The 24,226-nt window shown below is 57.2% G+C and carries 20 protein-coding genes and 2 pseudogenes; 14 read left to right on the top strand and 8 right to left on the bottom strand.

The features are described from left to right. Nucleotides 1–306: 306 nt before the first annotated feature. The 7 genes and pseudogenes from repA to FFM81_RS32155 all read right to left on the bottom strand — a co-directional run bounded on the left by repA (nucleotide 307) and on the right by FFM81_RS32155 (nucleotide 8,457). On the bottom strand, nucleotides 307–1,554 hold the full coding sequence (gene repA, locus FFM81_RS32185; RefSeq protein ID WP_138386563.1) for a plasmid partitioning protein RepA: 1,248 nt from the start codon (nucleotides 1,552–1,554) through the stop codon (nucleotides 307–309). A gap of 675 nt (nucleotides 1,555–2,229) precedes the next feature. After that, on the bottom strand, nucleotides 2,230–3,393 hold the full coding sequence (locus FFM81_RS33080) for a hypothetical protein (protein ID WP_246401479.1): 1,164 nt from the start codon (nucleotides 3,391–3,393) through the stop codon (nucleotides 2,230–2,232). 163 nt (nucleotides 3,394–3,556) lie between these two features. Then, nucleotides 3,557–4,663 (bottom strand): class III poly(R)-hydroxyalkanoic acid synthase subunit PhaC, encoded by a 1,107-nt coding sequence (gene phaC, locus FFM81_RS32175; protein ID WP_138386564.1) that lies wholly within the window; start codon nucleotides 4,661–4,663, stop codon nucleotides 3,557–3,559. A 3-nt stretch (nucleotides 4,664–4,666) separates the two neighbouring features. Continuing rightward, entirely contained in the window at nucleotides 4,667–5,263 is a 597-nt protein-coding gene (locus tag FFM81_RS32170; RefSeq protein WP_246401477.1) for a poly(R)-hydroxyalkanoic acid synthase subunit PhaE, read from the bottom strand. A gap of 97 nt (nucleotides 5,264–5,360) precedes the next feature. Further along, nucleotides 5,361–6,535: pseudogene (locus tag FFM81_RS32165) on the bottom strand (iron-containing alcohol dehydrogenase). Between the two features lie 57 nt (nucleotides 6,536–6,592). Then, nucleotides 6,593–7,716, bottom strand: a pseudogene (locus tag FFM81_RS32160) (thiamine pyrophosphate-dependent enzyme); the annotation flags it as partial. Nucleotides 7,717–8,313: 597 nt separating this feature from the next. Next, nucleotides 8,314–8,457, bottom strand: coding sequence for a hypothetical protein (locus FFM81_RS32155; RefSeq protein WP_173883913.1), 144 nt, complete (start codon nucleotides 8,455–8,457; stop codon nucleotides 8,314–8,316). A gap of 1,402 nt (nucleotides 8,458–9,859) precedes the next feature. Between FFM81_RS32155 and FFM81_RS32150 the strand changes: the two genes are divergently transcribed. From FFM81_RS32150 to FFM81_RS32085, 14 genes are all read left to right on the top strand, one after another. Then, entirely contained in the window at nucleotides 9,860–10,018 is a 159-nt protein-coding gene (locus tag FFM81_RS32150; RefSeq protein WP_173883912.1) for a hypothetical protein, read from the top strand. Between the two features lie 24 nt (nucleotides 10,019–10,042). Beyond that, entirely contained in the window at nucleotides 10,043–10,183 is a 141-nt protein-coding gene (locus FFM81_RS32145) for a hypothetical protein (RefSeq protein WP_163925910.1), read from the top strand. 107 nt (nucleotides 10,184–10,290) lie between these two features. Next, nucleotides 10,291–10,647 carry a hypothetical protein gene (locus tag FFM81_RS32140; protein ID WP_138333887.1) on the top strand — a complete coding sequence of 119 codons (357 nt, stop codon included), beginning with the start codon at nucleotides 10,291–10,293 and terminating at the stop codon, nucleotides 10,645–10,647. 70 nt (nucleotides 10,648–10,717) lie between these two features. After that, nucleotides 10,718–12,178 carry a radical SAM family RiPP maturation amino acid epimerase gene (locus FFM81_RS32135; protein ID WP_246401475.1) on the top strand — a complete coding sequence of 487 codons (1,461 nt, stop codon included), beginning with the start codon at nucleotides 10,718–10,720 and terminating at the stop codon, nucleotides 12,176–12,178. Beyond that, entirely contained in the window at nucleotides 12,175–14,241 is a 2,067-nt protein-coding gene (locus tag FFM81_RS32130; RefSeq protein WP_246401473.1) for a RiPP maturation radical SAM C-methyltransferase, read from the top strand. Before FFM81_RS32135 ends, FFM81_RS32130 begins: the two co-directional genes overlap by 4 nt. 68 nt (nucleotides 14,242–14,309) lie before the next feature. Continuing rightward, on the top strand, nucleotides 14,310–15,161 hold the full coding sequence (locus FFM81_RS32125) for an electron transfer flavoprotein subunit beta/FixA family protein (RefSeq protein ID WP_138386449.1): 852 nt from the start codon (nucleotides 14,310–14,312) through the stop codon (nucleotides 15,159–15,161). A gap of 17 nt (nucleotides 15,162–15,178) precedes the next feature. After that, complete coding sequence (locus tag FFM81_RS32120) at nucleotides 15,179–16,300, top strand: electron transfer flavoprotein subunit alpha/FixB family protein (protein WP_138386450.1); 1,122 nt, start codon at nucleotides 15,179–15,181, stop codon at nucleotides 16,298–16,300. Then, a complete protein-coding gene (locus FFM81_RS32115) occupies nucleotides 16,301–17,608 on the top strand; it encodes an FAD-dependent oxidoreductase (RefSeq protein WP_138386451.1) in 1,308 nt (435 codons plus the stop codon). It abuts the gene before it with no gap. Nucleotides 17,609–17,619: 11 nt separating this feature from the next. Then, on the top strand, nucleotides 17,620–17,916 hold the full coding sequence (locus FFM81_RS32110; RefSeq protein WP_017958637.1) for a ferredoxin family protein: 297 nt from the start codon (nucleotides 17,620–17,622) through the stop codon (nucleotides 17,914–17,916). 196 nt (nucleotides 17,917–18,112) lie between these two features. Then, the gene (gene nifA, locus FFM81_RS32105; RefSeq protein WP_017958636.1) at nucleotides 18,113–19,666 is read left to right on the top strand and encodes a nif-specific transcriptional activator NifA; all 1,554 of its coding nucleotides are present in this window, start codon (nucleotides 18,113–18,115) and stop codon (nucleotides 19,664–19,666) included. Nucleotides 19,667–19,881: 215 nt separating this feature from the next. Beyond that, entirely contained in the window at nucleotides 19,882–21,375 is a 1,494-nt protein-coding gene (gene nifB / locus FFM81_RS32100) for a nitrogenase cofactor biosynthesis protein NifB (RefSeq protein ID WP_017958635.1), read from the top strand. Nucleotides 21,376–21,390: 15 nt separating this feature from the next. Next, nucleotides 21,391–21,585: a 4Fe-4S binding protein gene (locus FFM81_RS32095; RefSeq protein WP_017958634.1), complete on the top strand. Its 195-nt coding sequence runs from the start codon at nucleotides 21,391–21,393 to the stop codon at nucleotides 21,583–21,585. A 162-nt stretch (nucleotides 21,586–21,747) separates the two neighbouring features. Beyond that, nucleotides 21,748–21,954: a putative nitrogen fixation protein NifT gene (gene nifT / locus FFM81_RS32090; RefSeq protein WP_017958633.1), complete on the top strand. Its 207-nt coding sequence runs from the start codon at nucleotides 21,748–21,750 to the stop codon at nucleotides 21,952–21,954. Nucleotides 21,955–22,211: 257 nt separating this feature from the next. Continuing rightward, nucleotides 22,212–22,835, top strand: a complete 624-nt coding sequence (locus tag FFM81_RS32085; protein WP_138386452.1) for a glutamate acetyltransferase — start codon at nucleotides 22,212–22,214, stop codon at nucleotides 22,833–22,835. A gap of 232 nt (nucleotides 22,836–23,067) precedes the next feature. Here the strand turns inward: FFM81_RS32085 and nodX are convergent, their stop codons facing one another. Next, nucleotides 23,068–24,171 carry a nodulation protein NodX gene (gene nodX, locus FFM81_RS32080; RefSeq protein ID WP_138386453.1) on the bottom strand — a complete coding sequence of 368 codons (1,104 nt, stop codon included), beginning with the start codon at nucleotides 24,169–24,171 and terminating at the stop codon, nucleotides 23,068–23,070. Between the last annotated feature and the right edge of the window lie 55 nt (nucleotides 24,172–24,226).

Raw genomic sequence — 24,226 nt, 5'->3', positions numbered from 1 at the left:
TAAAGCGAGCAACCGACGTAGGGACGAGACGGTCTAGTAGCTCCATAGCCATTTATTCCGTTACGGAGGTATTTATGCCGCAACATGGGGCGCACGCCTTGAAGAAAATTCGGCGTCGAAGTATGCTCGTCGCCAAGTCGCCGATCGGGGAACGGCTTGCACACCGGATCGGATTTGGGTAGCCCGCCCAATCGGAAGTGGCACATCCCGATCCGCGCCGGCGCTGGCCGCCTTCAAGAGCCCAGCCGGTTCGTACAACATGAAGCGTAGGGCTGCGTGCGTAGGCTCACTTGCTAAGCCGTTGGATTAGGAGCTCGCCTTACCTGCAGTCCGCGAAGCCCTCGACACATACATCGGGGGACGGCCCCAAACCTCGGATATGAGGTCCATTACCTCCGCATTGGTGGAATTCAGCGTTTCCATCGCTTGTTCGTAAGCCGACCGGCCTACCTCTCCCGCTGACAGCTCATATAACGATCGGTTTTTCATCCAAGCTTGCCGGATCGCGTCCGATTCCCAGACGGTCGCAGTCAACAGATCATCCCCCAGCCAGTCCCGCAGTAGTCCGACTGCCTCCTGCTGTGCGACGTCACGCGGATCGTGTCTTGTCACCAAATATTTGGTGAAATCATAATTTACCGACCTCCCAGCCTTTTCGATCAAAGAGACGAAATGCGAGAAGGAGTAGAGGGACAGGGTCATTGACGCGATCTCAGGCCATTGAGGGCGGACCGTCATCAGAACGCCGGTCGCTGCTTCATACGCACCCGCTGTCAGAAAGGTTCCACGTCCACAGTGGATAACGACAACGTCGTAGCCCTGCTCGACTTCCTTGAGCGCATCCACCATTCCGATGCTAGCGTCTGGGAGCTTCAAGTCCTCATTATGGAAGCGCTTCCAACTTTCCCGTTCGAATATTTCGAGCTCCATAGTACCCGGCACAAGATTAAGACCATCAAAATGGGTCGATTCAATTACAGAGCTCATACTGACCCGGTTGTCATCATAGCTTAAAGCGCCATACATGCTCCTAGGGCGGTCGGGAAAACACAAAGTCGGAAAACAATAGCCGAACATTTTCGACAATGAGCCCTTCAGATCGAGATCTATAGCGAGAACGCGGTATCCTTGAAGTGCAAGGCCTTGAGCCAGGTAGAACGATGTGGTGGTGCTTGCGGAGCCGGCGGCTACCGAGATGATCTGTAGTTTCTCACCCTCGCGCCTGCGCGGGCAAAACTTCAAAGCCTCTTTCGGACGGGCCGAAGCGAGATAAGCACGGAGTTCGTTAATCTGTCGAAGCGTATAGGAGCGCCGTCCTGCGGTCCCTAGCTCCGGTGTTGGCCCCAGCCCATCAATTGACAACTGGCGCAAATAACTGCCCGACACGCCGAGAATCTCCGCAACCTCGCCCAAGGAGAACGAGCGAAGGGTCCTGTGGTCTCGAAAATCAGGCTCTACCCCCCGCTCCCTTAGGCGATCCCAGAGTTCGTCGGTACGGCGCTCAATGCGCTCCGAAGTGGTTTCCATTTGAGATGGGTTCTCAGAGCGTGGCATCAGTGACCTCGTGACGGTATTTCTTGTCATGACGTGTTTATGCTGTCACGATTTACCACATTGTCTGTGCCCGTCAACAAGCACTTTTCCGCGCCCAGGAAGCTTACGGCTACATACTTTCGTCAGGGAATTCTTGTTCTATATTCCTCTTAGGACGGAACGAGATTTTTTGGGCGATCTGCTCCGGGGTCCGGCTTGGGCTCGTGTTCGGCGGGACGAACAATCCTCCATGCCGGCGGGGCCTCCGCACAGAAACCACTCGACCCAGCGTGCCACGACCTTCGCCGTTACCCCGTATGGCCCTGCTGGCCGCGGATCTTGCGGCCCCGCTTGTCCCAATTAGCCTAAGACGTGGACTTGCGTATCGAATCGATCCAGATTCTTGTCACAACATGACGATTGCGGTGCGGCGGATGATCTCGAAGCGCACAACCCTGCCTTCGATATCCGCGCCAGCCAGCTGAATACAGAAGAGGTCTGGCGCAGCACCTTGCGCCGCTCGCGCGCAAGATCAGGTCTCGTCCTCCGCGAAACCGGCGCGGCTAGGCCCCTCCGCCGCCGGGGCGATGCCGGACCGGGCGCCGATCACGAAGATAGAAGGTCATGCGCATAACTTCATCGCCGGGCAACTTTCGGCGGTTCGCTTTCTCGGGCAGCGTCGTGGCGGGGCCGGTGTTAGTCCCCGATTGCAAAGCGGGCAATTGACCAGATGAAATCCGTCTGCATGGCAACGGCGGCCTGGTCGCGCTTGCCGGGATTGGTCCAGAACCAATTCGGATCCGGTGCGCCGTTGGGACTGCAGGAACCGGATGGATTAGGACAGAGCGCCGGGATCGGGGGATCGACAAATCCTGCTGGCGTCGTCATTATTCCCTTTGCGTTGACGGCGGCACGCGCATGGCAGGTGATGCAGGACGAAGTGTCGGCGAATCCGGCCTCCGTTACCGAATTGCCGAGATGCGTCGGCAAGCCGGTCGCCGAGACGAAGTCGGTCTGGCTGCCCTTCAGGCAGTAATGTTCCCACACAGGCGAAAGACCTGCAGAGCCCATCATGGCTTTCAGTGCGTCGTTCTTTGCACAGGCGCTGTAGGGCCGATCAAGGACGTCATTCGCGTCCACGTCGGCGACAACCGCGCCATAGGCATCATGGCATCCGGTATAATCGCAACGGCCTGGATTGTTCTGGTGCTCGAACGTTGCCCAGGTCCAGTTGGGCAGCACCTTACTGATGATATGCATGGCGGTTAGCGCGGATTTCTTCCCGTCAGGTGCCTCGCTGACATAATAATCGGCGCTATCGACCTCATCGGCGGGTACCCAATTTGCCTTGACTTCCATGGCGCCGACAGGAGCTGAGATCGGCCGGCCGGCATTATAGAAGGCTCGCAGACCGGTCTTGGTAAAGAGCTGGTTGCAAACGATGTAATCGAAAGTCGCCTGGTTGCGGCGAACTTCTTCGCTCCCGTCGGGCGACCCATGCGGGACGGAGCCCATCGGAGCCAACTGCTGGAGGGCTGGAAGACTCAGTATTTTTGGGCTGGCCACGGGAGTGGCGATTTCCGCCGCTGCACCCGACTGTCCACAGGACGGGTCACCTTTGGCGCCCGGAAAAACCGGGTGCGGAGTGAATGTATCTTCGTTCGAAGCCCATGTTTCGAACAAAGCCTTGTTAGGCGTCGCCGCGACGGGACCAGCGACATAAGCGAGGAAACGCCAAGACGCCTCGTCCGGCCTGTTGATTGCCAGGTTGGCATCGACCGACTGGGCGAAGCCGTCGAGGGGTATGGACGCCAACGTAAAAATGGCACCCGTTGCAAATAATCTGGAAATCCAGTGCATCTTGTTCTCCAAGCAGTTTCATCAGTCTCCGAGCTTTTTCGGAGGGGATTTTGTATTCTATTGGTGACATCCCGCCTCGAAGCGGAAAAGGCGACTGCCGTCCGAACGGGTGATCGTGACGGCTTCGGCGGGGGAGAAAATCTTGTTTGCTTATAGCTATCCCCTACCCGTCCCGTGGCCGGAGCCATTCAACTATGCTTTTGGGGAGCTTGCCCTGCGACTTGCTCGAAACGAGCACGCCGACATGCCCGCTCGGAAGCGGAATCTCCGTATAGTCGGTGCTGCCAATCTTGCCGCCGAGCGCCTTGGAGCAGGCCGGCGGAATGATATGATCGTTCAGCGCGAAGATGTTAAGCACGGGCATGTCGATCGCGCGGAGGTGGACGATGCGGCCCGACAGCTCGAACCTACCCTCGACCAGGCGGTTCTCCTGATAGAGCTCCTTCAGCCATTGCCGGCCGGCCGCGCCAGGGTGATCCGGCCGGTCGGCCAGCCATTTCTCCATGCGCAGGAAGTTCATCAGCCAGTCCTTGTCACCGGCGTTGTCGAAGAGTTCGACATTGTACTTGGTCAGCGATTTCATCGGCGTCATGAGCGAGAAGATCGAGCTCATGAATTCGCCGGGGACGACACCTAACGCATCGACCATGCGATCGATATCCTCGGGCGTAAGCGAGCGGGTCCAGATGTTGAGGAGGCCGTGATCGGGCGCCGGGTCGTCGATATCGGCGTGGAAGTCGATCGGCGTGATGGTCAGGACCAGGTTCTTGACCTTCTCCGGATGGAGCGCCGCATAGCAGGTGGCGAAGACGCCGCCCTGGCAGATGCCGAGCAGCGTTACCTTGTCATGGCCCGTCTCGCGGCAGATCCAGTGCACCGCCTCGTCGATATAGTCGTCGACATAGTCGTCCATCGTCAGGCAACGCTCGGCGCGGCCAGGCTTGCCCCATTCGATCAGCCAGACGTCGACGCCCTCGGCGAGCAGGCTGCGCACCAGCGAGCGGTCGGGCTGGAGGTCCGCGATAGTGTAGCGGCCGACCAGGCTATAGACGATGAGGACCGGCGTCTCGACGGTGCGCTTGACCGTCGGCTCGTAGCGAAACAGCTTCACCTTGTCGCGGCGCATGACGAGCGTCTTCGGGGTTGTTCCGACATCGACATCCTCGTCGCGGATGCCGGCGAGCACGTCCGCCCCCTTGTGAAACTTGCCGACATTCTCGGCGAAATCCTTCAGGAAGCTGTTAAAGGCGGTTTTGCGGGGTTCGGTCATCGCTCATCCCTTTCCTGGTTGTGTGGCGATACCGCGCGCACCTTCGACTTCATCGCGCTGTGCCCTGATGCTGGCGCGCACCTCCCGCCTGAGTTCCGTGAACTGCCGCGTCAGCTCGTCGAAGTCGTGCTGGCTCGGAACGCCTAACAGCTTCGCGACGCTGTCGGTCATTTGCTGTTGGCGGGTGCGCAGCTCCAGCCCGGCGAGCAGCAATTCGCGCTGTGCGGCGAGGAAATCCTTAGAGCGCAGGTTGCTGATCAGTTCCTTGTTCGCAATGTCCCTCCACTTGTCGAAGGCCTTGCGCCAGCCGAAATCCTCGGCGTCTCCTTCCTTCGTGTCGGCGAGCGTCGCGCTGCGTTCATAGGCCTTGTTCCACGGCACCGAGGCGATGACGTGATAGGCCGCCATGCGCTGGCCGACGTCCATCCAGGCCGCCATCAGCGCATAGACCTGCCGGTCGAAGTTCCACATGTCGGCAAGGCGCGGGGCTTCCGCCATGCGTTTGAAGGCTTCTGAGATCTCGCCGCCCAGCGCAACGGCAAACAGGCTGCTGTCGGCCGCGCGCGTGGTGAGGAAGGGCATCATCGAGTTGAACCACATTTTCCAATTTCCCCTGCCTGCTCGATGTTGCTGCGCCACATTTCCGACATGCGCAGCAGCATCTGCAAGAATTCCGGTTGGTCGTCCGAGCTCGGGGTCATGGCCTGCTCACTCCCGCAAGCGCTTTGGCATAAATCGCCCCGGCCTGATCGTCGTCGAGCTCGCGCGGATTGTTGACCAGTAGACGCTCCTTTTGCTTCATCGCATCCTTGGCCAGCTTGGAAAGATCGCCTTCGCCGATTCCAACCGCCGATAGCGAGTCGGGCACCCCGCAGTCTCGGCAGATCGCCTCGATCTCGGCGATGAAGGCCACAGCGTCCGCCGCATCGGACTGGCGGCGATAGCCGGGCTGGATAACGTCGGAGAGCTCGGCATAGAGCGCTTCGGCCGCCGGGCGGTTGAATTCCAACACGTAGGGCAGGACCAGCGCAATGGAGAGGCCATGCCCACATGGTAGATCTCGCCGATCGGATAGGCGAGCGCATGCACCGCGGCAACCGGCGAATTGGCAAAGGCCATGCCGGCCAGCATGGAGCCGAGCAGCATTTCCGAACGCGCTTCAAGGTCAGAGCCGTCCGCGTAGACTTTCCTGAGATTGGCCGACAGCAGCGCCAGCGCCTTCAGTGCGAGCTGGTCGGAGATCGGGTTCTTCTTGATCTTGCCGGTATAGGCCTCGATCGCATGGGCCATGGCGTCGATGCCCGTCTCAGCGGTGAGGTGCGGCGGCAGGCCGAGCGTCAGTAAGGGATCGAGGATCGCCCAGTCCGGGATGAGGCGCGGCGAGATCACCGCCTTCTTCTCGTTGTTTGGCGTCTTAACGATGGAGATCGGCGTCACTTCCGATCCGGTTCCCGCCGTGGTCGGCACCAACAGCAGCGGCAGCCGGTCGCCGGTGGCACGGTCGATACCATAGATATCATCAAGCTTGACCGGGGTTTTGGCGAGATAGGCGACGAGCTTTGCCGTATCCAACGCGCTGCCGCCGCCGATCGCCACGACAGCGTCGACGCCGCACTCGCGGCAGATTTCTGCTGCCGCTTCGATGACATGCGACGGCGCGTCGGCGACCACGCCGTCGAACACGGTGAGCGCGATGCCGGCTTCGGCAATCGCCGCTTCCGCATTGCGCGTCAGCCCGGCCGCCCGCACCTTCTCGTCGGTGACGAGCAGCACATGGGCGGCCTTATAGCCCTTGAGGAGCCCGCCGATCTCGCTGGACGCGCCTGCGCCAAAACGGATGTTGGTCGGGTTCTGGAAAGTAAATGGCTTCATCTGCTTGGTCCCTCTGTTTGGCTCTCTCGGGCGGCAGGGCCTGCCGCCCGAGGCGGCTTATCCTAGGTTGCTCAGACGTTTAGTTGGTTTCGCTTTGCGCGAGCGCGGCTTGTCGGTGAGCACTCGCTTGTTATCCGCATAATCGATCGGCACTAGGACGACATGGACGCCGCCGCCTTCGAAAGCGGCTTCCAGCGCTGGCACCAGTTCGCCCAGCGTTTCGACCCGCGTTCCCCTGGCCCCAAAGGCTTCGGCCAATTTCACGAAATCCGGATTCCCGACGGTGTTGCCGAAATCCGGGAAACCGCGGGCGGCCTGCTTATGGCGGATCATGCCGTAGCCGCCGTCCTCCACGATGAGCACGACCAGGTTGAGCTTCAGTCGGACGGCCGTCTCCAGTTCCTGGACGGTCATCTCGAAGCCGCCGTCGCCGCAGAGCGCCATGACGCGATGCCGGGGATAGAGCATCGCGGCCGCTATCCCTGACGGCAGTCCTGCTCCCATTGTTGCAAGAGCATTGTCGAGCAGCAGCGTATTGGGGGCATTGGTCTGGTAGTTGCGAGCGACCGAGATCTTGTAAAGGCCATTGTCCAGCACCAGGATGTTGTCATGCGGCGTCATTACCTCGCTTATACCGTTGACCAGACGCCCTAGCGCGAAGCTGTCGTCCGTCGCCCGCGCGGCGACTGCCCCAACATCAGAAGCGGACGTTTGGCTGCGGTGATGGGGCTTCGGCGCAATCATCAGACCTCCCCCTCCTCGCATTTTTCGGCCGCAATATCTTCCGGAAGCTCAAGATACACTGGCCCCGGCTTTCCCTCCTGGGAGACGCGGAAGCCCTCCCTCATCGTCGACGGGATCAACTGCGCCGATACGATTTGTATTGCGAGCTTGGTCAAGGGCTTCATCACTGCGACGGAGTCGACCCTTTGGAAACCTGCCTGGGGGCGGCTCTTGATCGCCTTCTGGCCGGCGATCACCAGCAGCGGCATCCCGCAGAGAAAGGCATAGCCAGCGCCGTTGGGGAAGTTGAGCACGCCCGGACCGCAAGTGGCGAGGCAGACGCCGGTCTTGCCAGTCAGGCGGCCATAGGTCGCGGCCATGTAGATGGCTCCCTGTTCGTGTCGGGTCGGCACGAACTTGATCTTCTTCGACTTGCGCAGCGACTCGAGCAAGTCGAGGGTTTCCTCGCCGGGAATGCCGAAGATCTACCCAACCTCCTGCTCCTCAAGCCCCCGCACAACGAGGTCGGACCCCTTAACCTTACGCTTCCGGGATTGTGCCACCACGCTTGGTCTCCCTTCATGTGTTCGAGGCAATGCTGTTATCCCGCAACGCGGATGCTGCGGTCGTTTCGCCCGAGCGTTCTTTCCTGCTTTTTTGTCATGCCAGCCGCTTTTAAATTGCTGCTGTAAATTCCTTGGTCGTCGCGCTGCCGCTGAGACCGGCGGTCGCGACATTGTCGAGGTTCAGCGCCTTGCCGACCGCGTTGCCGTGGCGTTCGCCTTCTCGCCTTCGCCGACATTGGTGGACATGAGGCAGGTGGCGAGGCACTGCCGTCGGATTGGCGACATTCTTCCGGCGATGTCCCGGGCAGATCCCCGCGACGCCGCCGACAAGGGCCGGCGATCTGGTCGGAGAGGACGCCCAAGCAGGTTGGTTGCTAACGAGGACGGTGAATTAACAGACTGTGTCATGTCAAACATCCTGACGGGGTATCTAATCTGTGACGGTATTAAACCGTCATATGGTATATGTATGATCATGCCGCACGAACGTCAACGGCCATTAACCTGCCGCGCCAACAAAATTACCGGTTCTATCGGAGCAAGGCTCACGGCTTCGGCGGCGGAGACAATCTTGGTAGTGGACTTGCCAATTTCGTCCTTTCCATAGAATGCGATCTGACGCAGAGCTGCCATGCTTGGGGTTCCTTCACGAGTTCGAAGCAATGCGGTTATCCCGCACCGCGGATGCGGCGGCCGTTCCGCTGCTCGCAATAACTCTCAAGATTCGTGCCAAGCCGGCCGATTGAGCTCACGAACAATAATTCGCTGCGATTCCAGTTATGTGGGCGTAAAAATACGGGATTGAGAACAAGGACGCCTGTCACTTAACCGACAAAGGTGACGACGATGTCGTAAGTTGATTGTCATCAACAGCCGACCCCACCTGCTGTTAGGTCAGTGCTATCGCGCTAAACCACTCCTTGGGATACGATTCCACTTACCCAATAGCGCTGTCTCCGGTGGGATCATCGACGATCACGCGCCGTGGCGAGCGATCCCATTCACCAGACGAGGTAACCTCGTCCCGCATCTGGTACCCTGCATAATGTTGCCGTCTGGCGCGCGCACCTGCTCCGCCATAGGCCAAAATGTTTTGAGCGGCCTCGCCCCACTCAAGGGACGGCGACGTCGCAAATGACGCTTGCCGTTTTGTAAATGTATCCCGCCCTCCGCGCCTGGAGTGCTGTTGCAGCAGGTGATGATGACAGATTGCACACACCATTCCCAAAGTTCGGGCAGGAAGCCGCTTCTTCACAGGGCTTATGGCATATTGATTGACTGTTTCGTCCATCACTATGCCGGAGCGTTGTAATTGAGCGAAGAGCGTCAGGCGAAAGCAGGATCTCTGGAGGACGATTGTGCGGCATGCAGGAAAAGTCCGAACACTGCGATTCCTGATTGATGATGCCGAGGCCTTGCGCAGGGAGGCGGACAATCCCGTTGGTAGTGGGTGACCTCAGCGAGGCTCTCGCCGTGCGCCTGCGACCTGGATAACCATGACGCTTGCACGAACGAAGAAGACACCCCTCCAGCACGGTCTTGTTCAGCGACAGCTCGGCGACAGTCCGCCTCAGCTTGACGTTCGCCCTTCCAAAATGGCGTAGACGCTTCACTTGCGAGAGCATCAGGCCGGTATATTTTGTTCTAATTTAGAAAGTGGCGTTTAGAAGCTTCTGCTTTGCGTCAGACATCGGCGATCGGACCCCCCTCTACCAAAATTGAGGACAGTGCGATCTCCGCTTAATTTCTTCCTGCATGGGTCGCAAGTCGCGGTTCCAGATGGCCCGATCAACCGAAATTCTCGACATCCAATTTACGACATTGTCGTCACCTTTGTCGGTTAAGTGACAGGCGTCCTTGTTCTCAATCCCGTATTTTTACGCCCACATAACTGGAATCGCAGCGAATTATTGTTCGTGAGCTCAATCGGCCGGCTTGGCACGAATCTTGAGAGTTATTGCGAGCAGCGGAACGGCCGCCGCATCCGCGGTGCGGGATAACCGCATTGCTTCGAACTCGTGAAGGAACCCCAAGCATGGCAGCTCTGCGTCAGATCGCATTCTATGGAAAGGACGAAATTGGCAAGTCCACTACCAAGATTGTCTCCGCCGCCGAAGCCGTCTCGATCAATCCGTTCGGGCGATACGGCGGCGGCATCCGTTGCGGAATAACCGCATTTGCTACGAACATATGAAGGAGAGCTATCTATGACGGGAAAGTGCGGAACTGGCAAATCGCCGAGAATGTCGGCAAGTTCCACAAGGGGACGGACGTGCTCGCCGGCATCCGCGACAAGGATGTCGATGTCGGAGCGACGCCGAAGACGTATCACGCTTCACTCACGGCCGAGGCTTTCTGAGCTCGAGGCGATCTGGAGATTAAAGATGTCCAAAACTGAACTTGAGCGTTTCGTTGGCGATGTGGGGAATGACGTCCGCCTGATGGAATACACGAAGGAGATTAAAAATGTCTGATACTGAATTAGAGCGTTTCGTTGCCGATCTGGAGAAAGGCGGCAGCCTGCTGGAATACGTGAAAACGAATGCTACCGGTCTCGCATCATTGGTGGCAAGCGGAAAAGCGCATGGCTACGATTTCACGATCGATGAGGCCAAAAGTTACATAAAGGCCAGAAATCCAGGTGGCATGACCGCCAAACAGACCGATCCAGCTGTCGGCAAGCGCCATTCGGACGTTGTGACCTCTATCAAGGCAGTCCAGACCATCGTGGCCGCCACCACCGCTGTTGAGGCGGCGCAAGCGGCAACGACAGTCTTTGAAGCTGCCGAAGCGATTGTCGTGGTCGCTGCGGTCCTCATTTAACCAAACGGTCACGGGCGGTGCGCATTCACCCCCCGTGACCAATGAGAAAGTGGAAATGGGAGGTAACCTCGTGACCCACTCTGCTAAGGAACACTATCGACAGATCTTTGACCGGCGGACGCCTGCAGAGGTCCGCACGCTGGCCCACATCAAGCGCTTCATGGAATGCCTCTCCGGCGACGCGGCATTCAAGAGCGCGCTTTCGGAGAACGTCGACAACCCTCGTAGCGTAACGGCACGCTACGGGATTGAAGTCGACCCGATGGAGATGCTGCCGCTCTGGCATTCTAGCTACCGGAAATTATATGGCAAACCGGAGTGTACGTCGTGGCCATTGGCTGTAACTTGGCGTGAGTATATGGACGAGATGGTGCGCCATCGCGACATCCTGCGCGACCAAGGCAACATGTCGGTTGCTTCCCCTCGTTTCCATGCGTGGCGCGAGCGGCAAATGCGCCGCTGCGACGACGTGTTGGGCATATCGGCACAGTCGATCACGCACCCCGTCATTGCTTTCGAGCTGAGCGAAGGCTGTACCGGGGGCTGCTGGTTTTGCGGCCTGTCGGCGAGTCGGTTCAAGGGTTATTATGAATATAGCAAGGAGCATGCCTACCTTTGGCGCGGGGTAGTTGGCGTCTCGAGCGAAATGTTCGGTTCGGCAGCGAGCACTGGCTTCTGCTACTGCGCCACAGATCCGATGGATAATCCCGACTACGACCGCTTTCTCTTTGACTATTATCAAATCACCGGCACATTGCCGCAAACAACGACGGCTATGCCTCTCAAGAATCTGGCACTCACCAAGCGTGTGCTCGAGCTGTTCGAACGCTACCGTTGCGTGACCAATCGCTTTTCCGTGCTGAGCACGGACCAACTCAATCAGATCCACACGGCATTTTCGCCCGAGGATCTGATGGGCGTTGAACTCGTCCTGCAAGGCAAGGAGATGCGAAGTTCAAAAGCTTTCGCCGGCCGCGCGCGAAAGGAGAAACTCAGCGCAGTCAAAGACGGCGATGCAACCGTGGAATCTGAGAGCGGTCACACGACGATCGCCTGCGTTTCCGGCTTTCTCGTAAACATGCCGCGGCGGCGTGTGCAATTGGTGACGCCGGTACCGGCGAGCGGACGTTGGCCTCTCGGTTATCGCATCGTGGATGAACATTTCTTCGGAACGCCAGATGAGTTCCGGGACGAAGTCCAAAGCATGATTGATGAGCACATGCACGAGAGCCCACCTCCCAACCGGCCGATCCGCTTCCGCGGGGACTTGCAGTACGAGGCCAAGCGCCATCACTTCCTCCTCCGATCTTGCCACATTGAGTATCAGGTGCCCGACAACGCCGCCTCCTCCGTTGGCGATCTGATCGCAAGTGACCGTTGTACTGCGTCGGAATTGGTTGCGCAGGTCGTAACGGATGGAGCGAGCGCCATAGCAGTTGCCGATGAACTCGACCAACTGCACATGAGAGGATTGCTCGAAGAGGACCTCGACGAGCGCTTTGCCTGGCGGAATGGCGAGGGCACGACATGAGCGCCGATATGCCGATCGTGCTGGTGAACATGCCGATGTCAGCAGTTGAACGACCGTCGCTGGCGCTTGGTCTGCTGCAGTCGGCGCTGACGCGGGCCGGCCTGCAATCGAGGACAGTTTATGCCAATATCTGGTTTCTGGAATACGCTGGCCTCGCCGACTATAATTTACTTGAGACTTCCCCTCCGGAGGAAGCGCTTGTTGACTGGCTGTTCGCAGGCGTCGCATTTCCTGACTTCGAAACCAACCACGCCCTGTTCCTCGATCGGTATTTCCGGCGCAATCCGTGCCCACATAGAAGTGAGGCCGAGCTTCGTGCTAATTTCCTCAAGTTGCGTTCGCTCATCGGCGGCTTCATCGATTGGACATGCGGCAAGATACTGAAGGAACAGCCGGCTATGGTCGGCTGCACGTCAACATTCAATCAGCACGTTCCCTCGTTTGCGTTGTTGCGGCGCCTGAGCGAGCTCGCGCCAGGCTTGGTCACCCTCATGGGGGGGGCAAATTGTGAATCCGTGATGGGACGTACTACTCATGCGCGGTTCCCGTGGGTCGACTACGTCGTGTCGGGGGAGGCCGACACGCTGATCGGAGGGCTCTGTCGCGACATCCTCACTCATGGTCGCGATATCCCACCGGGCGACCTGCCGTTCGGCGTTTTCGGCCCGGTTCATCGCCAGGCCGGCTATCCCGCCACGCTGACAGGCGACTTGGTGCCCCGCGCAGTGGTCGAGGATATACATGCCCTGCCGCTGCCCGATTTCTCGGATTATTTTGTCGAACTTGAGCGATCGCTCTATGCCGACCGCGTTTATCCGGGGCTGCCGATGGAGTTCTCTCGCGGCTGCTGGTGGCAGCGCAGCAGCCCCTGCACGTTCTGCGGCTTGAACGGCGCATTGATGACGTATCGCCAGAAACCGGCCGCACAAGCGTTAGAGGAGATGATCGAGATGTCCAAGCGCTACGGCACGTCGCGCATCGAGGCAGTGGACAACATTCTGGCGAATGACTATGTTGAAAAGGCATTGCCTCGCCTCGTCGCCCTACCCGAAAAGCTCTCCATCTTCTTTGAAGTCAAAGCCAATTTGAAGCGCGTTGAAGTCGAGAAGTTGGCCGCAGGCGGTGTCCGCTGGATCCAACCAGGTATCGAGAGCCTGGATAGCCGCGCTTTGAAGCTTATGGGCAAGGGAACGACGGCAGTGCAAAATGTTCAGCTCCTGAAATGGTGTCGCCAGTTTGGCGTGCGGGCTATCTGGAGTATCCTGTGGGGTTTCCCCCGCGAAAGCGATGCTTGGTACGCTCAAATGGCTCGCTTGTTGCCGCTGCTGCATCATCTGCAGCCGGGACACGCTGTTAGATTGCGCTACCAGCGCTTCAGTCTCTATCATCGCACAGCCGACCAATATGGTCTGACGCTCAGCCCGGCCGCTTCCTATCGCTACGTCTATCCGCTCTCTGAGCGCGATCTTGCGGATCAGGTTTACTACTTCGAAGACAGTCAAGCCAATGATACCGGCCGCAATTTCGGTGTACTTGACGCAAACCGCCGCCCCGGCGTTCAGGCGATGATTCAAGGTATGGATGCCTGGAGAGACGCATGGCGCGGCCCGACGACCCCCATGCTATCGATGTGCGATAGCGGTGACGAGATTATGATTGAGGACACGCGCAATATAGCAGTGGAGCGTGAACAGCGAGTCAAAGGCTTGGCGCGTGAAATCCTACTGGCTGCTGATCAAGGCATGCCAGAGGCCCGCCTGAGTGGACAGCTGAAGGGGGCGAGCCTGGCGGAGATTGAGGAGGCGACTGCAGACCTTATTGCTCGCAAGCTAATTGTCCGGCTGGACGCCCGCCTGGTCGGGCTTCCGGTTTGGGACCCCTGTACGTCAATGCCCGCTCTGACCGCGTTTCCAGGAGGCTATTTAGACCGACGTGTCGGCGGGTACTGTCCGAGCGAAAGGCTGGGGCGGATTACGACAAAACATGTCGGCAACCCTACAAAACCCCTTCGCATAGCGACAACGAAACATGTGCAATCTCGAAGGTTTACCGGCGCAACCTGATTGGCACGAGTAGTGCTCAGAGTAAGCCGGGTCCTAAAGCCCAAATCCGATTGGGAGCTTAAACGACTATGCACATCGTGGTCTGTATCAAACAGGTGCCGGACTCTGCGCAGATACGCGTCCACCCGGTGACAAATACGATCATGCGCCAAGGCGTACCGACCATCATTAACCCTTACGACCTGTTTGCCCTCGAAGAGGCACTACAAGTTCGTGACCGCTATGGGGGCGAGGTGACCGTTCTCACGATGGGACCGCCCATGGCTGAGCAAGCGCTACGCAAAGCCCTCACCCACGGCGCAGATCGCGCAGTGCTTCTGACCGACCGCCACTTTGCTGGATCTGACACGCTGGCGACCTCGTATGCACTTTCTCACGCAGTAGCGAAGATTGGCGAGAGCTATGGGGCGCCTGATATCGTCTTTACGGGAAAGCAGACAATTGACGGCGACACGGCCCAGGTCGGACCCGGAATTGCAAAGAGGCTGAACCTCCAGCAACTGACCTACGTAACGAAGATTGTCTCCATTGATCCCACGTCGCGCGAGCTCATGGTTGAACGGCACGCGGAGAGCGGCACGCAGATGCTGAAGAGCACGTTGCCATGTCTCATCACCGTGCTGGAAGGAGTCAATGCTATCCGCCGGGGCTCTCTCGATGACGCCTTCCGTGCCGCGCGAAGCACGGTTCTTAAATGGGGGGCCGCTGACGCCGGCATCGGGGAGTTGACCAAATGCGGCCTAAGGGGATCGCCGACGGTCGTGAAGCGAGTATTCGCCCCTGGTCCGCGCGCCGAAAAAGCTATGCAAATGGACATTAACGACAAAACGTTGGCCGAGGTCGCTGCGGACGCGGTCACTGCAATTTTTGCCCGCCAGCCTGTTTTGGAACGCAAGCTCACGTCCCATGGCAATCGGTGAGCAGCGAGGAGTAGATTTTGGTCGCTAGAAAAAATGAAACGCCGGCAAACGCGGTCGGCCGCGCCAGCTCAGGGAAAAAGCTGCTAAAGTGTTTCGAAGATCACCGGCACGTCTGGGTCTTCATGGAACTTGAGCGCGGCAATGTTCATCCCGTATCGATTGAACTCCTCGGCGAAGGCCGCAGACTAGCTGACAAACTGGGTGTCCAACTGGCCGGGGTAATCCTCGGTTCGTCTCAAGGCGTGGGCACCAAGCCTGCGATCGAAGAGGCCTTCGCCTACGGAGCTGATGTCGCCTATCTAGTAGAGTCGCCACTCCTCGCCAATTATCGAAACGAACCCTTTACCAAGGCTTTGACGGATCTGGTCACTACTCACAAACCAGAAATTCTCCTTCTCGGCGCGACCACGCTCGGCCGCGACCTCGCCGGTGCTGTAGCAACGACCTTACAAACAGGGCTTACGGCTGATTGCACCGAGCTGGATGTTGATGGAGATGGTTCACTCGCAGCGACGCGGCCAACTTTCGGCGGGTCCTTGTTGTGCACGATCTACACGCTGACTAGCCGGCCGCAAATGGCAACGGTGCGGTCCAGGGTCATGGCGACGCCGCAACGTGCGGATAACCCAATTGGGCGCGTTATCCAACATCAACTCCTGATGGTTGAGGAGGAGATCGTCACCAAAGTCTTCGCGTTCCTTTGTAACAGCGGGTCTGAGCAATCCGATCTGGCCAACTCCGACATTGTGGTCGGGGGCGGACTCGGCCTCGGCGCTGCAGGAAACCTGCAATACTTAAGAAACCTGGCAACGACGATCGGCGGGGGAGTCGGGTGCTCGCGCCCACTGGTCCAAAAAGGCTGGATGCCTGCGGATCGACAAATTGGTCAGTCCGGCCATACCATTAGACCCAAGCTCTACATCGCGGCGGGAATATCTGGCGCGGTCCAGCATCGCGTTGGAGTCGAAGGAGCCGATCTGATTGTCGCTATCAACCTCGACCAGAACGCTCCGATCTTTGACTTCGCTCACATCGGCGTTGTCGCTTGCGCGCTGGAGTTCTTGCCGGCGTTGACAGACGCTTTCGCCAAGCGAATGGCACCGCACAACTCTATCAAGGTTATGGACCGAGGAAGCTAGATGACCAAGAGTAAGTTCGACGCGATAGTCGTTGGAGCCGGTATGTCCGGCAACGCCGCAGCATATTCGATGGCTAGGCGCGGTCTAAAAGTGCTGCAGCTGGAGCGCGGAGAACATTCGGGCTCTAAGAATGTTCAAGGGGCTATATTGTACGCCGACATGTTGGAGGCGATTATCCCAAACTTTCGCGATGACGCTCCTCTTGAACGGCATCTGGTCGAGCAACGATTCTGGCTAATGGATGACTCGTCGCACACGGGCGTGCACTATCGCTCTGGTGACTTCAATGAACTGAAGCCAAACCGGTATACGATCATCCGCGCCCAGTTTGACAAATGGTTCTCACACAAGGTGCGCGAGGCGGGCGGCACAGTCCTTTGTGAAACGACAGCGACCAGACTCGCTTGGGACCTGAGCGGTAAAGTAATAGGCGTTCACACGGATCGAGAGGGCGGGGTGATCCTCGCGGACATAGTCGTCCTTGCTGAGGGCGTGAACGGACTGCTTGGAACACGAGCCGGCTTACGCGATATGCCGAAGCCGGAAAATGTGGCCCTCGCTGTCAAGGAAATGCATTTCATGCCGGAAGACGTCATCGCAGAGCGCTTCGGCCTCAGCGGTAGCGAAGGTTGTGTGATCGAAGCCGGCGGCACGATCTCACGCGGAATGGCCGGACTGGGCTTCCTTTATACCAACAAGGAGTCGATCTCGGTGGGGATCGGCTGCCTCGTCTCCGGTTTAGCGGAAGGCATGGAAAATCCGTACCGCCTTCTTGACGCCTTCAAGCAACATCCCTCGATCCGACCATTACTGGCCGGATCAGAGATCAAAGAATACGCCGCGCATCTTATTCCTGAGGGTGGCTTCAAGGCAATCCCACAGCTCTTTGGCAACGGGTGGGTCGTCGTGGGCGACGCGGCGCAACTAAACAATGCCGTGCATAGGGAGGGATCGAACCTTGCGATGACATCCGGCCTCATGGCGGGTGAAGCGATCTTCCAGATAAAGAGCCGTGGCGGTCTGATGACGAAACGCAATCTCTCTCTCTATAAGGGCATACTGGACAAGTCGTTCGTCATGAAAGACCTGATCAAACACAAAGATCTTCCAAGCCTCCTCCACACCGACAGCCACAATTTTTTCATGACGTATCCAACGCTTATATCTCAGGCGGCGCAAAATTTTGTGCGCGTCGACGGTGTACCTAAAATCAACAGGGAGAAGGCTACAGCTGCCTCCTTTATCAAGGCACGATCCCGTTGGGGGTTGATCAGCGACGCGGTCCGCTCCGCCGCATCTTGGCGCTAAAGGAAAATTCGATGAAGACGACTATCATTGAGCGCATTGAGGATAAGCTGTACCAAAACCGATATCTCGTCGATACTGGACGACCACACATTACGGTGCGACCGCATCTGTCGCCAAGCCCAAGCCTCCTCGCCTTGACGCAAATCTGTCCGGCCAAGTGCTACGAGCTGAACGAAATTGGTCAGGTAGCGATTGTTTCGGATGGCTGCTTGGAATGCGGCACATGCAGAGTGTTATGCGAAGCTAGCGGCGACATAAAGTGGAATTATCCCCGGGGCGGGTTCGGGGTCCTCTTCAAATTCGGATGAAGAGTTCCTACCTCCGGCGGATAGCAGCGATCGGTGCAGCTGCATTAGCGGCGGCGATTGAATGTGCATCCACTCAACCTTTTTGAAAGGCTAATTTACGCCGTCGATAACACGTATCGTTAACTTAGGAATATGCGGCGACATATTTCGCGCACCAGGGTAAAAAACAGTGCAACCTCCCCTGTTTGTAGGCCCGATGAAACCAGAGACGCGGCTCAGTATACTCTACGCCGTATCCAAAGAACTTATCTCTTCTTTTCCTCTAGACAACGTGCTGAAGGCAGCCATGAATGCACTCGCCGAGCATCTGCTATTGAGCGATGGCGGAATCGTGATTCACGGCGCCGGAGGAGAGCCCTGGATAAACGTGCGGGCTCTCATTGGGCACGACGTTCGCTCACGTCCACTTACGATTGAACAGGCGGACGCAATAGATCGTGTCCTCGCTGGCGGTGAGAAGCACTTTGGGAAAAATTCCATCTTTCTCCCCGTTAAGGCAAACCGGAAAGCAATCGGCGCATTGTGGATTGATTTCGCACAGCAAAGCGAAGCTCAGGACGAAAGTCTTCTGACAAAGATTGCCGTGCTGATCGGTTTAACCTGCCAGCGATATCGCGAATTGTGCAGCGATGGCGGCTCGGTCACCGAGGAACAACAAGCAGGACAGATTCCGAAAATCAAGCCGAGGCCTCACACCCAGCACGATAAGATCGACTGGATCGTCGGGGACAGCCCTGCGATCAAGAAGGTTCTCGAAACCACCAAAATCGCGGCCGCGACAAACTCCGCGGTGCTTTTGAGAGGTGAGACCGGTACTGGCAAGGAGTGCTTTGCCAGAGCAATACACGCGCTGTCGATACGGAAAAGCAAGCCATTTATTAAGTTGAATTGCGCCGCGCTGTCGGAAACCGTTCTGGAATCCGAATTGTTTGGCCATGAGAAAGGCGCTTTCACTGGCGCTCTTCTTCAACGAGCTGGACGTTTCGAACTGGCCAATGGCGGAACGCTGTTGCTTGATGAAATTGGCGATGTATCACCACAATTCCAGGCGAAGTTATTGCGCGTGTTACAGGAAGGCGAATTCGAACGTCTCGGCGGAACGAAGACATTAAAAGTAGACGTTCGAGTTATATGCGCCACCAACAAAAACCTTGAAGTGGCCGTCCTTCGAGGGGAGTTCAGAGCCGACCTCTATTACCGGATCAATGTGGTGCCCATCATTTTGCCGCCACTTCGGCTGCGCGACGGAGACATTTCGCTTCTAGCGCAAGTGTTCCTCGAGCAATTCAACAAGGCAAATGATCGAAATTTTGAGTTCGCGCCGTCGGCACTAGACATTTTGTCTAAATGCGCATTCCCCGGCAATGTTCGCGAGCTGGACAACTGCGTACAAAAGACCGCCACTCTCGCCAGTTCAAATACCATCGGTTCATCAGATTTTGCTTGTCAGCAAAACCAATGTTTTTCGGCGCTCCTTTGGAAAACCGACGTCGACGGTATTGGCAACAAAACGATGCACACTCTCAACCCGCGAGACACAATGTCGAGCGGACTGGGCCCCTACGCAGGCACTCCCAGCGGTGCCACAGCCACAATGGAGGCACCGGGTCTCACTGAGCGTGATCGACTGATCAATGCAATGGTGAAGGCTGGTTGGGTACAGGCCAAAGCGGCTCGTATCCTAGGGAAAACGCCGCGACAGGTCGGCTATGCGTTGCGCCGGTTTGGTATCGATGTGGTGAAAGAGTGAAGGTGAGCGAGATCAAGAGCGTTGTCAGCTTTGGTTGGTTGCCAGCGAAGCGACTTCGGGCGCGACCCTGTCTTGATTTCTACAAAACAGCTCCGACAGCAAGCGGGGGAATCGGGTGTTAAAGGCGACATAAGCGCTGAAACCATAATGTCTCGTCGACGGGAATCTCGCTTGCTTTTGGAGCTGTAACCTTTCCTCATCAGTGGAACAGTGCAATGTCGGAACCGGAAATAAAGGTCGGGACGAGCAGCAGTGCCTCCTTCCACCGAGCGCCGATGGCTCCCGCTATGCCCGGTGGCCGCGCATCTTCGTCCTATGGCCTTTCGGTGACGGATGACATAGATGCGCGGATCTGGGAGAGAATCAAAGACCATCCCTGCTTTTCAGAGCAAGCGCATCACTATTTCGCTCGAATGCATGTCGCGGTCGCACCTGCTTGCAACATCCAGTGCAACTACTGCAATCGCAAATATGATTGCACCAACGAAAGCCGCCCGGGCGTCGCATCGGTGAAATTGACTCCCGACCAGGCAGTACGCAAGGTGCTTGCCGTCGCCAGTAAAGTGCCGGAGCTTTCCGTAGTCGGCGTTGCCGGACCGGGCGACGCTTGTTACGACTGGAGGAAGACAGTAGCGACGTTTGAAGGAGTTGCGAGAGAAATACCTGACATCAGACTATGCATTTCTACCAATGGATTGGCGCTTCCGGACCATGTCGATGAGCTAGCTGACATGAACGTCGATCACGTGACGATCACTATCAACATGGTGGATCCGGAAGTCGGGGCGAAGATCTATCCATGGATACTTCACGGTCATCGTCGATACACCGGGATAGAAGGTGCCAGGATCCTTCACGAGCGCCAAATGCTGGGTTTGGAAATGCTGACCAAACGCGGCATTCTCACCAAAATCAATTCGGTGATGATTCCAGGCGTCAATGACACGCACCTCGTGGAAGTTAACCGATGGATCAGAGACCGCGGGGCATTCATGCACAATGTGGTGCCCCTGATTTCCAAGCCTTCACATGGCACTTATTACGGTCTTACGGGTCAGCGTTGCCCGGAGCCGTTCGAACTGAAGGCACTTCAAGACTGTCTCGATGGCAACGTTAAGCTTATGCGCCACTGCCAACAATGCCGGGCCGACGCCATCGGTTTGCTGGGCGATGATCGCGAGCGAGAGTTTGCCCTCGACCAGATCTCCACCAGAGTTAAATTCGACACCCGCAAGCGCGAGGCCTATCGCAAGCTGGTCCAGCATGAGCGAGGGGATCAACTAGCAGCAAAATTGGACGCGAACAAAGCAGTCAGGTCACTGGGTTCTTCGGGAACCCTCGCTGTTGCCGTGGCGACTAAAGGTGGCGGCAGGATCAACGAACATTTCGGTCAGGCAAGGGAACTCCAAGTGTATGCAGTCTCACGAAAGGGGATCAACTTGGTGGGACACCGCAAGGTCGAGCAGTATTGCCTCGGTGGTTTAGGCGAGAAGGCCACTCTCGATCACACTATCGTTGCACTCGACGGCATCGACATTCTGCTTTCTTCCAAAATCGGCGATTGCCCAAAGAAGCGGCTGGCAGAAACTGGCGTGCGAGCCAGTGACGCATTTTCCTATAATTACATCGAGACTGCGATTGGCGCGCTATACGCCGCCGAGTTTGGCGGCAAACCGGCGATGCCGACGGCTTTAGGCCCCTCTAATTGAATCAGGAGCTAAAACATGGCCTTCAAGATCATTGTATCCCAATGCACCCAGTGCGGGGCTTGCGAATTTGAATGTCCCTCAGATGCGATCAGTTTCAAAGGTGAGGGATACGTCGTGGATTCAAAAAAATGTACTGAGTGCAAGGGTGAGTTTGACACGCAACAATGCGCTTCGGTGTGTCCGATGCCGAAGACCTGCGTCCCTGCCTGATCGCCACCGGACTAAATCGTAAAGAATGCGACGAGCCGCTAGTGGTCTCCTAAGCGAACATGAGGTCAAAAATTCACGTACCACCGATATCCAATCCAGTGAGCGATGCGCGCAACCTGAGCTTCCGGAGCTCCAAATCCGGCGCAGCGAGAAGGGACATGCATGAGAGTGACAATCAGCAGAACTGACGTCGGCTTATCGGTCTATATTCACAAGAAAGACCTTGAGGAACCGATCATTTCGGTTGAGCACAAAAACCTATGGGGCGGCTTTATTTTGCTGAAAAATGGATGGCGGATAGCCCTCCCCGACCTATCGCAGAACAGGCGCCTGCCCGTTACTGTCGACGCGAGGAGGCTATCCAGTTAGCGTGTGCGCAGGTTGATAGATGAGCGTCGATGTGAAGCGCAAGCGGGCATACACACCAAATAGAGGGCATCGAGTTCCCGATCCCTTGAAGGCGGCTAACGGCAAGAGGCCGCCCGTAAATCAGGAGGAATCCGAGATGGCTGCCATTCAACGAAACAACGCTAGCCTAATCGGCAATCCAGGCGGAAGCCCTAAGCTTTGTAACAGCATTCATCCCATCGGTTCGGTGATATCCGCGGCTCCGGAAAGGAATTGGCATGAACCCCTTCGCCAGAACAGCTGCGGCTCTTTTCCTCGTGAACGGCCCCAAGAGCAATAGCCCCCTCGACGCAGAGAAGATTTGTTCAGCTTTGATTCAGACACTATTGGAAGATGCCTCCCGCAATCTGGAGGCTCGAGCCTGGCAGAACGCCGTGCAGACGGTCCCTTATCAGGTAGGAAGAATGAAATTGACGCAAACGCTGAGCTGCACAATGCCGCTTGGGGGGTTGCCGGACAAACTTGCGTCGATGTGCACCAGTAAAGGCCAAAGGCCCACACTGGCGAAATCCATTGGCTCCTACCTGAAACGATTTGGAAAGCCGACAGCGTTCAACTGCCTCATCCTGGATCAATCCGACACGGCTGAGATCCACCTCAGTCTGACGTGCCTGGATGTAACGGAGGACCGAAATCCGGAGAAAATTATCATCGCTTCGACTCAAGTTTCGGCGAAGCTGAAGCTCTCGAACCAGCAAACGCAGGCCGCTATCACCGAGGCCTTCGGCTCCTTCCAGGCGACGAGCGACCAGCCCTTCTACCTCCGCGCTGAATTGATTCAGATGCCCACCAAGTCAAGCTCAATGGAGGATATCCGTACCCGATGCTCTGGCCGCACGTAGTCCTGACTATTTTGATCCGCGACCATGGACTAGCGCGTCTCCTCCGCCAAAAGCGCTCGGCTGCCGGGCATTGGTCCAGTTTCACCCGGAACGACTTGCGGCCCCTGTGGTTCTTCTGGCCCAACCGGGCCTCGGATGGGGTCACCTTCACCCACGCCGATTCATCCCAGACACCACAGCCCAATGTGGCAGCTTCCATTGGAGTTCCGATCTCTTAACAGGAGCTTTCCGTTTAAGCGACGGAAAGCCTTCTGGCGACTAGCGATGTGCGAAGTTTCATGGCCGGCTGTTCAATCAGCGCCCATGATAGAGCGGCTAGTGCCACGGTTCCGACAGGCTCGACGATCCAGAGCCACCAGTGGCCGACCCATCCGATGGCGATCAGCGTGTGCATGACGAGCATATGGTAGAGGTAGATCCCGTAAGAGAGATCCTGCCCGCGCAACAGATTAGGGCGCGGAAATGAGTGCGCTGCCGACAGGACTAGACCGGCGAGAACAGCGATTCGGAATGCATCAACAGGCGCCGCATTGTTGATCGAGATGAACGCAGCGGACGTTCCTGCTACCCACCACGTTATCGCGAGATGAGTTGCCAGCCACCACAAGAGCTTGCCTTCAAAGATCTTGCTGACGCGATGCCAGTAAAACCGAGCAAGAACCCCCATCGAAAAAATCCAGAAAGTCGGGCCTGCTGTCACCGACAGGAACGGATTGTACTTATCAGTTATGTTGAAGTGCTGCGCCATGACCCAAGACCCGAGAGCGGCGACGGCAACGACTAGCGCCCCTGCTCGTTTCCACCGCCGCCAAATTTCCAACAGCGTTGGCAGGGTGAGGTAGAACGTCAGCTCCACCGTCAGCGTCCACAGCACCCCACTTAGGTCCGAGGCGCCATAAAAGCCGCTCATCGTGTAGGGCTCGTAGGTGAAGTAGACCGCCCAGATCCGTGCAGCGGTCAGGATGTAGACAGTGAAGTAAGACAGATACTGCAAGATGCCAGTGACATGTAGTCCCCCAGTCACCAGCAGGGCAAGTTCCATTATGGCGATGTTGACGAACAGTGCAGGAAAGATCCGGAGCGACCGCTTGACGAAAAAAGAGGCCGCAGACGATGAGCGGATGTAAGAATCCGTTACTAGAAAGCCGCTGATTACAAAGAAGATCGCAACACCCGGCGCCGAAAACAACAGATTGAAGACCGATGTGCCGTCTAAAGAATCGCCCAGGTGAAGCCAATTCCACGCGTGGCTGAACATCACTTGGCAGGCGGCAAAGAGCCTTAACAGGTCAAAGTTGTTCCGGTGGTCGGATGAGTGTTCATTGGATGGTCCCATGAATGTCCATCAGCGCGGGCAGATGCCGCGCAACCTTTTGGCGTTTATTGAGAAC

This window comes from Rhizobium hidalgonense (assembly GCF_005862185.2).
Classification (GTDB): domain Bacteria; phylum Pseudomonadota; class Alphaproteobacteria; order Rhizobiales; family Rhizobiaceae; genus Rhizobium; species Rhizobium hidalgonense.
The sequence above is the reverse complement of the archived record's forward strand: the minus strand, read 5'-3'. Positions and strand labels throughout refer to the sequence as shown.

Coding starts and splice junctions, on each gene's coding strand:
- repA (WP_138386563.1), bottom strand. CDS start 1,554: ATGCCACGCTCTGAGAACCCATCTCAAATGGAAACCACTTCGGAGCGC.
- FFM81_RS33080 (WP_246401479.1), bottom strand. CDS start 3,393: ATGCACTGGATTTCCAGATTATTTGCAACGGGTGCCATTTTTACGTTG.
- phaC (WP_138386564.1), bottom strand. CDS start 4,663: ATGACCGAACCCCGCAAAACCGCCTTTAACAGCTTCCTGAAGGATTTC.
- FFM81_RS32170 (WP_246401477.1), bottom strand. CDS start 5,263: ATGTGGTTCAACTCGATGATGCCCTTCCTCACCACGCGCGCGGCCGAC.
- FFM81_RS32155 (WP_173883913.1), bottom strand. CDS start 8,457: ATGGCAGCTCTGCGTCAGATCGCATTCTATGGAAAGGACGAAATTGGC.
- FFM81_RS32150 (WP_173883912.1), top strand. CDS start 9,860: ATGGCAGCTCTGCGTCAGATCGCATTCTATGGAAAGGACGAAATTGGC.
- FFM81_RS32140 (WP_138333887.1), top strand. CDS start 10,291: ATGTCTGATACTGAATTAGAGCGTTTCGTTGCCGATCTGGAGAAAGGC.
- FFM81_RS32130 (WP_246401473.1), top strand. CDS start 12,175: ATGAGCGCCGATATGCCGATCGTGCTGGTGAACATGCCGATGTCAGCA.
- FFM81_RS32125 (WP_138386449.1), top strand. CDS start 14,310: ATGCACATCGTGGTCTGTATCAAACAGGTGCCGGACTCTGCGCAGATA.
- FFM81_RS32115 (WP_138386451.1), top strand. CDS start 16,301: ATGACCAAGAGTAAGTTCGACGCGATAGTCGTTGGAGCCGGTATGTCC.
- FFM81_RS32110 (WP_017958637.1), top strand. CDS start 17,620: ATGAAGACGACTATCATTGAGCGCATTGAGGATAAGCTGTACCAAAAC.
- nifA (WP_017958636.1), top strand. CDS start 18,113: ATGAAACCAGAGACGCGGCTCAGTATACTCTACGCCGTATCCAAAGAA.
- nifB (WP_017958635.1), top strand. CDS start 19,882: ATGTCGGAACCGGAAATAAAGGTCGGGACGAGCAGCAGTGCCTCCTTC.
- FFM81_RS32095 (WP_017958634.1), top strand. CDS start 21,391: ATGGCCTTCAAGATCATTGTATCCCAATGCACCCAGTGCGGGGCTTGC.
- nifT (WP_017958633.1), top strand. CDS start 21,748: ATGAGAGTGACAATCAGCAGAACTGACGTCGGCTTATCGGTCTATATT.
- FFM81_RS32085 (WP_138386452.1), top strand. CDS start 22,212: ATGAACCCCTTCGCCAGAACAGCTGCGGCTCTTTTCCTCGTGAACGGC.
- nodX (WP_138386453.1), bottom strand. CDS start 24,171: ATGGGACCATCCAATGAACACTCATCCGACCACCGGAACAACTTTGAC.